We start from the raw sequence: 12,913 nt of genomic DNA, 5'->3' as shown, positions 1-12,913 counted from the left end.
ATATGTATTAAAAAAGAAAGGCAAAAAGTATTATGAAAAAGTATCAAAAGGCCAAAATCCTCCTAGAAAGAAAGGCCCAAAACATAAACAAAAAACCAATATACGCCACCAGGAAACTATCCATAGGCCTAGTATCTTGTATGCTAGGACTAGTAATGGCGATGCCTGTGGCTCATGCAGAAGATCTTGACATTAGCCAAATAGACTCAAACTTATCAGCTATGGAAGATGAGGCTAGTGATGAGGTTCTAGATAGCGATGAGACCTCTGATAAACCACTACCATTAGTTGATGATGAGGCCAAGAAAACAGACCTTGATGGCCTAGAAACCCAAGATGTAAACGAACTTGAAATAGGTCCTGAACTAGTAGGCGATCCAGTAACAGCAGGTATAGAAGCACCGACAGTTACAAAAGCATTTATCGGAACAAAAACTATCTCTGGAGGAAATGTACACAGAGGTAAAATTAATGGCAAGAATGCAAGAGGAACAGTTCATGTAACATTAAAGGATAGTAGTGGGAATAAGAAAGCCACTGTATCCGTTACACCTACAAGTGGAACAACTTGGAGTGTAAACTTACCTGATGGAGTTACAATTGCAGAAGGAGATACGGTTACTGTTTATCAAGAGTTTGATGGACAAAACTCACCAGAGACAACTGCCAATGCGATGAAATCACTTGCAAAACAAAATGAAGACAAGCTAAAAATGCCGACAGGCGAAATTTGGATAGAACAAACCTCATCCAACCAAGTTAACGCTGATGAACAAGCAGAAGCTGTTCAAAAGTTTAAAGATGCAAACACTGCAATAGCCGGCGATATTAAATCAGTTAAGTTTTCTATTGACGGTACTGATCATGCCTACTATGAAGTAACTTATAGAGACGGATCAACATCAGGTCAAGTTGAAGCTCCAAACTTAAAAATAAAACAAGTTACAGATTATTCAAGAGGAGCTACTCTTGGCAGTATTACAATTGTAGACAATGTAATTAAGGGACAACTAGCAGGCGAGGGACCATTTGACGGCATAAAAGTTCAATTACTTCTTAAACTTAGCGATGCGGTCAAAGGTAGCTATTGTGATGAAGGTAAGTGTTTAGTTGATAAAGACACATCCAATCCAGTAGATGCAACTGTAGATGGTACAACAGGAGAATTCACGTATACAATTCCAAACCCTGACTTAAAACTTGATCAAGTAGTCGGTGTTACAGTAAAAGAAAAAAATAAATTTAAATCTTGTTCTAGTACTACTGTTAAACCAGTTATACCTGAAAAGACAGAAGTTAAAGACCCTAGAAAATTAACTGGTGATGACAAAAAAGCAATTGATGATGCCATAAGAAAAGCATATACAGTAAATGGCGTATCTAAATTACCAAACGGAACTGGAGACTGGGATGGAGTACCAGCAGTTATACAAATAGATGAGAACGGCAATGCCAAGATATTTAGTGGTAATGATGTAGCAGGTACTTGGGACCCGAATAATGATTATAAATTTGTTCCGGAAAAAAATGAAGATGGTTCATATAAGTTAAATGATGGAGCTGTACCAACAGTAACAATCCTAGCCAAAGACCTTGTAAAAAACCTTGGACCAGATTCACCAACTATAAAAGAATCTGATGACAAAAAATCCATCACGGTCAATCCAATCACTAATCCAGCTGACACAGATATAATCGAGCATACCGTAACCTACACAGGCACAGATGGCCAAGAAAAGACAATCGTAGCTAAACAAGATTTAGATACAAAAAAATGGTCTATTGAATCAGGTAGCGAATTTGCTAATATTGATTCAAATACAGGTCTTATAACAATAGATAAATTAAAGATCAAAAATGATACTGATGTAATAGCTTTTGTTAAAGATAATGGAGAATATGTTGATAATTCTGAAAAAAAAGAATCAGAGAAAGCTACACAGAGAATAACAAAAACCAAAGCCGACCAAGTCACAGAACTAGGCGGCCTTGACCCAGTAGAAATCAGAAAATGGGTTGGAGAAGATATTGAATGGTCAAAAGGTATAGAAGTTAAAAAAGATGAAAATAAAGAAAGAATAAATAAACTTTTAGAAGGTGCAACAATAACTGATGCAACCGATAAAAAAAGAAATACTGAAAAAGAAGGAGATTTTGTTGGTAAAATTTCTGTGAAATTTGATGATGGATCAGAATTAATAGTAGACAATCAATATCTATACGTAAGTAACCATGTTACTAGTATAACTAGAGATAAGACTCCTACTTATGCGTTAGAGGTAGAATTTAAGCTAGGCGAAGGCACAAAGGTAGATAATACTGGTGGTGGAGCAATTGAAGGAAATAAAGAAAACCCAATATCTTACTCAAAATACAAGGTAAAACCAGGAACAAATCTAAAAGAATATAAACTGCCAAACATCAATTCATCAGTTGTTGAATCTATAAATGTTACTACACAAGACACCTATATTGAACCAGTATGGAAAGACAAAAATAATGGAGACAACTTCATAGCCACTGCTGATAATAATATCTTCACAGCAACAGCCACAAAAACCTATAAGGTAACTGTTATACCAAATGGTGGTAAGGGTGATGATAAGGTAGTAATCAAAAAGATTGGTGAAAAATATAAATTACCAAAAGGTGATACCTTCAATCCGCCAAACGAAAACCAAAAATTTTCTGGATGGATGATAGGTGATGGACCAGATGTTTTAAATCCAGATAAAGAAATACCAGTAGACGGCGACAAAGTAATCAAAGCCATCTGGAAACCAATAGAATTCAAGGTAACATTCCAAACAGAAGAAGGCGCCACCGGATCAATGGACCCAGTAACTGTCAAAAAAGGTGATGAATATGTAATTCCAAAACCTACATTTACACCAGATAAGAATAAAGAATTCGCAGGCTGGAAAATTGAAGGTCAAGAAGGACTTAAAAAAGCTAAAGATAAAATAGATAAAATCTCAGGTGATGTAATCCTAATCGCTACATGGAAAAATATCCAAGTTAACGTAAGCTACGACGCCAACAAGGGAAGCGGTAGCATGGAGAGTAAAAAAGTAGACAAGGGTTCAGATTATACAGTACTAGAAAATAAATTCACCGCACCAGATGACACCCAAGAATTCAGTCATTGGGAAATAGACGATAAAAAAGTTGAAGCAAATAAAGCGATAAAAATAGACAAAGACACCGTAATCAAAGCCATTTGGAAAAAGATCCAAGTCAACGTAACTTACGATTCTAACGGTGGTTCAGGAACTATGGATGGCAAAAAAGTAGATAAGGGTTCAGACTATACAGTACTAGAAAATAAATTCACCGCACCAGATGACACCCAAGAATTCAGTCATTGGGAAATAGACGATAAAAAAGTTGAAGCAAATAAAGCGATAAAAATAGACAAAGACACCGTAATCAAAGCCATTTGGAAAAAGATCCAAGTCAACGTAACTTACGATTCTAACGGTGGTTCAGGAACTATGGATGGCAAAAAAGTAGATAAGGGTTCAGACTATACAGTACTAGAAAATAAATTCACCGCACCAGATGACACCCAAGAATTCAGTCATTGGGAAATAGACGATAAAAAAGTTGAAGCAAACAAAGCAATTAAAATTGACAAAGACACCGAAATCAAAGCCATTTGGAAAAAAATCAAAGTAAAAGTAAGCTACAACGCTAACGGTGGAAGTGGTGATATGACAGGAGCTGAAGTAGACAAAGGATCAGGCTACACAGTATTACCAAATGCTTTCAAAGCTCCAGATGACACCCAAGAATTTAAAGCATGGGAAGTAAATGGCAAAGAAGTGCCTGCTGGAACAAAAATCAAATTAGATAAAGATACCGTAATCAAAGCCATTTGGAAAAAGATCCAAGTCAACGTAAGCTACGATAAAAACGGTGGTTCTGGAGAAATGACAGGCTCCACCCAAGACAAAGGTTCAGACTATGTAATCTTAGAAAATACATTTAAGGCCCCAGATGACACCCAAGAATTTAAAGCATGGGAAGTAAATGGAAAAGAAGTGCCTGCTGGAACAAAAATCAAATTAGATAAAGATACCGTAATCAAAGCCATTTGGAAAAAGATCCAAGTCAACGTAAGCTACGATAAAAACGGTGGTTCTGGAGAAATGACAGGCTCCACCCAAGACAAAGGTTCAGACTATGTAATCTTAGAAAATACATTTAAGGCCCCAGATGACACCCAAGAATTTAAAGCATGGGAAGTAAATGGAAAAGAAGTTCCTGCTGGAACAAAAATCAAATTAGATAAAGATACTGTAATCAAAGCCATCTGGAAAAAGATCCAAGTCAACGTAAGCTACGATAAAAACGGTGGTTCTGGTGAAATGACAGGCTCCACCCAAGACAAAGGCTCAGACTACACAGTATTACCAAATGCTTTTAAATCTCCAGATGATACCCAAGAATTTAGTCACTGGGAAGTAAATGGAGAAACTAAAAAAGCAGGCGACACAATAAAATTAAACGGAGATACCGTAATCACAGCCATCTGGAAAAATAAAACACCTGAAACCCCACCAGTAGAAAATTACACAGTAAGTTTCAAAACAGAAGCTGGTGCAACAGGTGAAATGCCAGATCAAACAGTACCAAAAGGAAAATACACTCTTCCTAAGCCAACATTCACAGCAGAAAAAGGCAAAGAATTTGCAGGCTGGAAAGTAGGAGATGGTACAGACCTTAAGGCTGCAGGAAGTGAAATAGATATCACAGGAGATGTCACCCTAACTGCAGTTTGGAAAGGTGAAGCTACAGAAACAGTTAAAGTAAGCTATGACGCTAATGGTGGATCTGGAACAATGACAGGTGATGAACTTAAAAAAGGTTCAACCTATAAACTCCTATCCAATGGATTCACTGCTCCAAAAAATAAACAATTTGATACATGGGAAGTAAATGGAGAAAAATTATCTCCAAACTCAGAAATAACTGTGGACAAAGACACAGTAATCACAGCCATCTGGAAAGATAAAACACCTGAAACCCCACCAGTAGGAAATTACACTGTAAGTTTCAAAACAGAAGCTGGTGCAACAGGTACAATGCCAGATCAAACAGTTCCAAAAGGAAAATATAAACTACCAAATCCAACATTTGAAGCAGAAAAAGGCAAAGAGTTTGCAGGCTGGAAAGTAGGAGATGGTACAGACCTTAAGGCTGCAGGAAGTGAAATAGACATCACAGGAAATGTCACATTAACAGCTGTTTGGAAAGGCAATGAAGCAGGCGACAAACCAGGCGATAAACCAGGCGACAAACCAGGCGATAAACCAGGCGATAAACCAGGTGACAAACCAGGCGACAAACCAGGCGATAAACCAGGTGACAAACCAGGCGATAAACCAGGTGACAAACCAGGTGACAAACCAGGTGACAAACCAGGTGACAAAATAGGCGATAAACCAGGTGACAAACCAGGCGATAAACCAGGTGACAAACCAGGCGATAAACCAGGCGACAAACCAGGCGATAAACCAGGCGATAAACCAGGAGATAAACCAGACGATAAACCAGGCACAACCCCAGGCGGCACTACTCCAGGAGGAACAACTCCAGATCAACCAGGAACCCCAGGTGGCACAACACCAGGAGAAATAACACCAACCCCAGGTACACCTGAGGATAAACCTAATATTCCTGAAAGTCCTGAAGAAATTAGTCCAAAGACTCCATCTTCTGATGAATCTAAGCTTCCAGAGGAGAAAAATCCTGATAATCCAGGTACAAAAGATCCAGATAAGACAAAAGCAAATGATCCATCTGAGACTAAAGCAGAAGATCCTAAGCTTAAAGAGGAAAGCTCTAAGCTAGATGGAAAGAAAAATAAGGCTAATAATTCTATAAAAATACCAAAAACTAACAGACCTAACGTCAAAACAGGTGTAGAATCAGTAGCTGGTATTGTATGTACTCTAGTAGGATCAACAGGTGCCTTATATATTAGTAGAAAAAAAGAAGAAAATTAGGTAAAGAAAGGGGCTGTTGCAAAAGTCCTAACATAGAAAAAGACGAGGAAAGTGAAATCCTCGTCTTTTTCTGATACAATGTATTTATGAAAACCGTTACAAATACATCATCATTAACTAATCTTACACTAGTTGGTGATACAATTCAATTAAAATTAAACTTTAACACAGAAATATACATCCAAGATGATATAAAACTAAGGATAGTAAAAAATATAATTGAAAGGATAGACCTAACAGAACTAAAAAAAGTCTACTCATCATTTGGAAGGAAACCTACTGTAAATCCAGTAACCATGCTAGAGATAGTAATATTCTGCTATTCAGAAGGAATATTCTCATCAAGGGAAATAGAAAAATCATGCAAATATGATCTAAGAATAAAATATTTACTAGACGGACAAAATCCGCCAGATCACTCTACCATAAATAGGTTCAGACAAAAAATAGTAAAACTAGCACCCAACCTATTAAAGCAAATAGTCCAAATATTAATAAAAGAAAAGCAAATAGACCTATCAAGCATTTACATAGATGGAACGAAAATAGAAGCCTATGCTAACAGATACAGCTTTGTCTGGAGAGGAAGCATAGAAAAATGGCAAGAAAAACTAAGAATTAGAATAATAAAACACTTAAATTTAAATAAAGACCTAAGCTCATCGTTAGTATTAGAAGTAGTAAAGATAGTATTTAATCAAGTAAGTAAAAAATGTAAAGAAAAGAAAATAAACTTCGTACATGGTCAAGGAAAAAGAAAACATCAACTCCAACGAGACTATGAACAACTAAAAGATTGGAAAAATAAGTTAGAAACTTATCAAGAACACCTAGAAATAATGGGAGATTACAGAAACTCCTACTCAAAAACAGACCATGACGCAACCTTCATGAGAATGAAAGAAGACCACATGAGAAATGGTCAACTAAAGCCAGCCTACAACATTCAGCTTGCAAGCGCATCAGGTTTCATCATAGGTGAAAATATATCCCACCATACAAACGATATGTACACCCTAAAACCATTCTTAAAAAAACTACAAGAAAACTATCCAAACAAACTAGACAAAATAGTAGCAGATGCAGGATATGAAAGTGAAGAAAACTATGTATATCTAGAAGAAAATAAGCTAACATCGTACATAAAACCATCAAACTATGAGCAATCAAAAACACGAAAATATAAAAAAGAGCAAGAATTTAAGGGAAGTCTAATCTATGATGAAAGTCAAGACAAATATATATCACAAGAAGGCAAAGAATTCATAAGATGCAAGGACAGATACAATAAAAGAAAAAGTGGATATATAACAACTACAAAGGTCTATAGGTGTTTTGATTGGAACAAAGATGGTCAAAAAACTAAAGGAATCTACATAGCAGAAACCTTCCAAAAATATAGGAAAGAATCATTAGAAAACATAATATCTGACCAAGGAATAGAAGAAAGATTAAATAGATCAATCCAAGCCGAAGGAGCATTTTCCAAAATAAAGTCAGGCTTAAACTACAACAGATTCCACCATAGAGGAAAAGAAAATATAATAAGTGAAATATGCCTCTTATCAATAGCACTAAACTTAAATAAACTGTCATCAAAAATAGAAAATAAAGATTTAAACATCATAAAATACAAAGCTGCTTAAGAAAAAAATATTAATTTCATAAGCTCTATTAAGTGAGCCTATTTTTAATAAAAATGTGGAAAAATTCATTCTCAACTTAAAAACTTCTATAAAAATTAATGGCTTGATACAGATATATAATAAAAAAAGCAATGCGCAGAATAGATTTACCTATTCTGCAACATCACCTTCTTTATATAACAAGGAGAGATTTAATAAGTAAGGAGTGATTTTACTTGCTCCAGAATTTTGCGGCGATTTCTTGGCCTTGGGCAATTTTATCCCATTGTTCTTGTTCGCTTAGTTCGTTACCATTATCGCATGATGCAAAACCGCATTGGTGGGAGAGGTAGAGTCTGTCTTTGTCTATTATCTGGCTGGCTTCTTCTAGGAGTTTTAGACATCTTTCTTCATCATCTAGGATGTTTGTCTTTGATGATAAGAAGCCTAGGACGATCTCGCAGTCCTTATCTTTTAGGGCATTGAGGCTTTCTAGGCTGCCTGCTCTTTCATCATCCCATTCTAGGTAGAACCTATCGTAGTTTTGTTTCTTTAAGAAGAGATTTGCTATTGAATCATAAGAACCATCTGTGAAGTGGCGAGATGCGTAGTTGCCTCTGCAGTTGTGGGTGTAGACCTTAAGTCCCAGCTTGTGACCATAGTCGATGACTTCGTTGTTTATGGCTATATACTTTTCTGCTAGGGCTAGGTTTTTCTCATTTCTTGCCTTGCCATCAAATTGAGCATTTTCAGCCTCATCTGCAAATTGTTCCCATAGGCAATCGTCAAATTGGACAATTTCACCACCTGCGGCTTTAAAATCATCCAAAAATTCTTTGTAGGATTGGATGAGGTCAGCTTCAAAGTCTGCTTCTGATTTATAATAAGAGTCTTCTAAAAATCCAAATCCAATAGCTTCACCAAAGATGTGAGATGGGGAAGGGATGCATTGTTTGATGGCTGCCCTGCCATTTACAATTTTCTTTAGTCTTTTGAAATGGTCTATGAATGGGTGGTTTTTGCCTGATAGTTTGCCTACAAATCTAAGGCCTATATCACGTCTGGTTTCAAATTTGCTGCAACAATCTTTTTCTTCAAAGAAATATCCGCTTTCTCTGATATATCTTTCTACGCCTTTAAGTCCCCAAACAAAGTCTAGATGCCATAGGGATTTAGAATATTCACCATCTGTTACTTCTGTAAGGCCTGCTGCGATTTGTTTTTCTACTACTTCTTCTACAGCCTTATCTTCACATTCCTTATATCCTTCAAAGTCATCGTAGAAAGGATATGATATATCATCTCTTTTTTCTATTTCTCTTTTATATTTTAGTAATTCTTCGTTTCTAAGTAATGATCCTACAATTAAAAATCTTTCTGACATTTTTTATACCTCTTTTAATAATTTTCTAATTTTTGTTACATTCTAACTTTAGGCGCCTTAGAAAATATTCCATGTAGGTAATGCGTAATAAAAAAAGCCCCGTCCTGTAAAGGACGAGGCTTTGCCACGTGTTACCACCTTAATTTCAAATTAATTTCACAATTAATAACTCATCGGGTACTAGCATACCCTATCGCTATAACGGGCGAATCCGTCTTATCTTAAATATCGGATAAGAAACTCAAAGGCCATTTTCAATCTAATCTTGCCAAACTACTTTCACCACACGTAGTCTCTCTAGGTGTGCTTGACTAAATCTACTTTTCTTCTCATAGTCTATTTTCTATGTTTCGATTATACATAGTTTTTTTTATTCTGTCAAATATATTTTTAACAAAATCTTAGCAAGTATGAAATAAAGCTTGATAATTAGGGAATTGATCTAGTAAATTTTTTCTTCTGTGATTATAAAATCTACTTTGACATCAGTATTTTCTATCGGAAGCTTTATGGATAGAAAATCTGAAATCATAAGTCCAGCTTTTATTGTTTTATTTTTGGCGAAAAACTTGTCATAATATCCGCCACCATAGCCGAGCCTATTTTTTTCCTCATCAAAAGATAGGCCAGGGGTGATGGTTAGGTCTGGATTTTCTATAAATTCATTATCCCTACTTGTAGGTATACCAAAAAGACCAAGCTCTAGATCATCTAGGTCATTTAATTTACAAGCCTTTATTTGTCTATCTATGATTTTTGGCACATAGATATCTTTGCCATCTGCCAGAGCTTTTTTTATTAGATTTCTTGTTTCCACTTCTTTTGCCATGGATACATAGACAAAGATTGTCTGGCTATCCTTATAAATGTCAGATTTAAGGAGATTTTCACAAATCTTATCTGATATATTTTTTATATATTCTTCATCCATTTCTCGTCTGAGATTTAGGAAAAATCTTCTGAACTCACTTTTCATGTATTTTTTCCTTTATTGCTTCAAAGGCCTTGTCTATAACACTTTCCTTATCATCCTCTTCATTTAAATCTTTGGCAAAATATTCGTCTCTATAGCCTTCCCTAAAGGCTGCTATGACTTCGGCTCCCACAATGAGCAGGGCTGATACAATTAGTAGCCAGATAAAGAGGGCGAGGATTCCAGAAAGGGCCCCATAGATTAGGGATTTATTTGAATAATTATTTGTAAAAAATGCATAGGCAAAGCTTGTTACATAGACTGCTATGGTTGTAAAGGCACCACCTGCAAGGGCTTGCTTAAATGGTATCCTATTTTCTGAATTACCTGGGGCATACTTATAAAATATGCCAAGGGCTGCTGACATCAAAAATAATGGGACAGCTAGGGTTAGGATGGTAAAGATTGGCGATGATAGAAACTCAATGATTGCCTCCACATCACTGCCAAAGAAATTACTTATTGTACCAATTATTTTGTGGTCTAAAATATTTAAAATTTGCGGTCCATAAATTTGAAAGATTAAGAGAAACATTATAAATACAATAAATACTACTGTAAAGACAATACTCATTAGTCTTTGCTTGATGGCCTTTGACTGATGACTTAGGCCGTAAGCGTGGTTTATGGCCATGATTAGTTTATTTACACCACTTGTGGCTGACCATAGGGCGAAAATCACTGTTAGGGTAGTGACTGCTGCAGATTGGCTAGATTCAATTATTATATTTAGGGCTCTTAGGATTAAATCTGCACTTGTCTTTGGAAATAGGTCCAAAAATTGATAAATGACTGTCTCATTGCCCTTTAGAAAGGTTGATATTGCCTGCACTACTACCATCATCAATGGGATGGAGGCTTGCAGGAAATAAAAGGAAAGGGCTGCCGAGTAGGTCATTATATCGTGTTCTTTGAGCCTATTTATTAGATTTTTTATAAAATCTTTACTTTTACTCTTTGATATCTTCATCTTTTAAATACCTATCGAACCAGTTTTTAATTTCTGTAAGCCTTTTAATCCTTGCCTTTGGCTTGCCAGATCTGGATAGTTCGTGGTTTTCTCCATGGAATAGGAACATCTTTGTATCTACTCCATTTAGTTTTATCCTATTATACATCTGTAGGCCCTGCTCTAGTGGGCAGCGGTAGTCTTCGTCTGAATGGATAAAGAGGGTTGGGGTTTTTACCTTATCAGCGTATTTGATTGGGGATTGGTCCCACATTTTATCAAGGCTATCGTATGGGTTTGATGCAGTTTGGTCTGTTGCAAAATAATAGCCGATATCACTTACCCCATAAAAGCTGGTCCAGTTTGAAATTGACCTTTGGGCACAAGCTGCCTTAAACCTATCTGTGTGTCCTATTGCCCAGTTGGTCATAAAACCACCATAGGATCCGCCGTAAATAGCCATTCTGTCAGGATCTATTTGTGGATATTTTTCTATGGCAAGGTCTGTAAAATTCATAAGATCAGAAAAATCGATATCTCCATATTTACCTCTTATGTCTGAATATTTGACCCCATTTCCGCTTGAGCCGTGTGGGTTGGTATAGATTACTATATAGCCATTTGAGGCAAAGGTCTGGTGTTCGTGGTGGAAGATGTCAGAAAATTCTGTCTTTGGTCCGCCGTGAACAGAAAGTAGGCATGGGTATTTTTTATTTTTATCAAAGTCCTTTGGCAAGAGGACATAGCCTTTTAGGTTGTCACCATTAGATTCAAATTTAAATTCTTCTATAGGGTAGACAGGGCTTTTGATTTTATTTTCAACCAAGCTTTTGCCAGTAGATTTTTCTTTAAGTTCAGCTAGGCTATCTTTTGCCATTTCTAGATAATATATATCATCATCTGTAACAGAGAAATCTTCTACACAACCATCAAGTTCTAAACGGAGGTCTCCTTTTAAGTTTATAGAATAAAGCTTGGATTCTTCCTTTTCTGTTAATACAAAGTATAGCCTATTATTTTTGACTTGGAAGGTCTTAGCTGCCCCAAATCTGGCGTCAGTTCCTATGGAATTGCCAAAGGACTTGTCAAAATCATCGTCATTTATTTTTGAGATTTTTCCTTCACCATCTATTTTGTAAATGAAGCAGTCCTCATTTATTCCACCTGATTTTAAATCGCTTCCTACAAAAACTATTTCATTTTCTAAAAATTTGATTGTATAAATTGAGTGAGATTTCTCGCTTAGAATTTTTTCCTCGCCGGTTTTTAAATCTTTTAGAATTATAGAATCAAGAAACTCCATGACCCTATTTGAATCTTCATGATTTCTTGTATAGACGATTTTTTCAATATTGTCATCTATATCAAGGATGCCTACGCTATTATCTTTATCAGATTTTAAAATTTCTGTAAGAGACTTATCAGAAAGCTTGTAAAGATAATAATAGGTGGTGGAATCTTTTAAGAAACCTACTCCATTAAACCAGAAAGGAAGGGTGGTTAGTTCTTTGAAGTATGAATTTTCCTTATCTGTCTCCTTTTCTTCTTTTGATTTTTTCTTGCTTGCAGAAATTAGGAAAATGTCATCTCTTAGCCATTTGATAGATTTGACATCAAGATCTAGCTTAAAGAGTTCTTCTCCAAGACCAGCCCCATCTGAGATGTAGAAGCTATCAGTTTTATCATCTGTATATCTTTTATAGATTAAATTATTTTCTTTATTAAAGCTACAAATAGGATTAGCTCCAGAATCTGTTAGCCTGTATGATTTTTCTAATTTCTTATCATAGACGAAAAGATCTGTGTCGTATTTATTGTCTTTTTCATTTGCTTTAGTTTTTTTATAGGCGATTTTTTTGCCATCATTAGAAACTACTAATTCTGAAAGAAAGTCGTAGCTTAAAATATCTTTTATTTCAGTCATAAATTCTCCTTTGTAAATTATATTTATATTATACGATAAAATAAAAA

General features: G+C 35.7%; 6 protein-coding genes and 1 other annotated feature. Of the genes, 2 read left to right on the top strand and 4 right to left on the bottom strand.

Annotated features, from left to right (window positions below; translation table 11 throughout):
- Positions 1 to 32 precede the first annotated feature (32 nt).
- Both C8269_RS05335 and C8269_RS05330 read left to right on the top strand, forming a co-directional pair.
- Positions 33 to 6,011 (top strand): InlB B-repeat-containing protein, encoded by a 5,979-nt coding sequence (locus tag C8269_RS05335; RefSeq protein ID WP_106460706.1) that lies wholly within the window; start codon positions 33 to 35, stop codon positions 6,009 to 6,011.
- A gap of 86 nt (positions 6,012 to 6,097) precedes the next feature.
- The gene (locus C8269_RS05330; RefSeq protein WP_106460705.1) at positions 6,098 to 7,657 is read left to right on the top strand and encodes an IS1182 family transposase; all 1,560 of its coding nucleotides are present in this window, start codon (positions 6,098 to 6,100) and stop codon (positions 7,655 to 7,657) included.
- Between the two features lie 211 nt (positions 7,658 to 7,868).
- Here the strand turns inward: C8269_RS05330 and C8269_RS05325 are convergent, their stop codons facing one another.
- The 4 genes from C8269_RS05325 to C8269_RS05310 form a co-directional block, all read right to left on the bottom strand.
- Complete coding sequence (locus tag C8269_RS05325) at positions 7,869 to 9,020, bottom strand: 5-methyltetrahydropteroyltriglutamate--homocysteine methyltransferase (protein ID WP_106460704.1); 1,152 nt, start codon at positions 9,018 to 9,020, stop codon at positions 7,869 to 7,871.
- A 106-nt stretch (positions 9,021 to 9,126) separates the two neighbouring features.
- Positions 9,127 to 9,362: a binding site (T-box leader), on the bottom strand.
- Between the two features lie 100 nt (positions 9,363 to 9,462).
- Positions 9,463 to 9,996 (bottom strand): 5-formyltetrahydrofolate cyclo-ligase, encoded by a 534-nt coding sequence (locus tag C8269_RS05320; RefSeq protein WP_106460703.1) that lies wholly within the window; start codon positions 9,994 to 9,996, stop codon positions 9,463 to 9,465.
- Complete coding sequence (locus tag C8269_RS05315; RefSeq protein WP_106460702.1) at positions 9,986 to 10,963, bottom strand: YihY/virulence factor BrkB family protein; 978 nt, start codon at positions 10,961 to 10,963, stop codon at positions 9,986 to 9,988. The genes C8269_RS05320 and C8269_RS05315 overlap by 11 nt, the downstream gene beginning before the upstream one ends.
- Positions 10,944 to 12,866: an alpha/beta hydrolase family protein gene (locus tag C8269_RS05310; protein ID WP_106460701.1), complete on the bottom strand. Its 1,923-nt coding sequence runs from the start codon at positions 12,864 to 12,866 to the stop codon at positions 10,944 to 10,946. The genes C8269_RS05315 and C8269_RS05310 overlap by 20 nt, the downstream gene beginning before the upstream one ends.
- Positions 12,867 to 12,913 lie beyond the last annotated feature (47 nt).

This window comes from Anaerococcus sp. Marseille-P3915, from assembly GCF_900258475.1.
GTDB lineage: Bacteria > Bacillota > Clostridia > Tissierellales > Peptoniphilaceae > Anaerococcus > Anaerococcus kampingae.
Note: the sequence above shows the minus strand (reverse complement) of the source record. Positions and strands in the feature narration are given on the sequence as shown.

Excerpts from the sequence above, each read along its gene's own strand:
- C8269_RS05335 (WP_106460706.1), top strand. The coding sequence starts at position 33 with ATGAAAAAGTATCAAAAGGCCAAAATCCTCCTAGAAAGAAAGGCCCAA.
- C8269_RS05330 (WP_106460705.1), top strand. The coding sequence starts at position 6,098 with ATGAAAACCGTTACAAATACATCATCATTAACTAATCTTACACTAGTT.
- C8269_RS05325 (WP_106460704.1), bottom strand. The coding sequence starts at position 9,020 with ATGTCAGAAAGATTTTTAATTGTAGGATCATTACTTAGAAACGAAGAA.
- C8269_RS05320 (WP_106460703.1), bottom strand. The coding sequence starts at position 9,996 with ATGAAAAGTGAGTTCAGAAGATTTTTCCTAAATCTCAGACGAGAAATG.
- C8269_RS05315 (WP_106460702.1), bottom strand. The coding sequence starts at position 10,963 with ATGAAGATATCAAAGAGTAAAAGTAAAGATTTTATAAAAAATCTAATA.
- C8269_RS05310 (WP_106460701.1), bottom strand. The coding sequence starts at position 12,866 with ATGACTGAAATAAAAGATATTTTAAGCTACGACTTTCTTTCAGAATTA.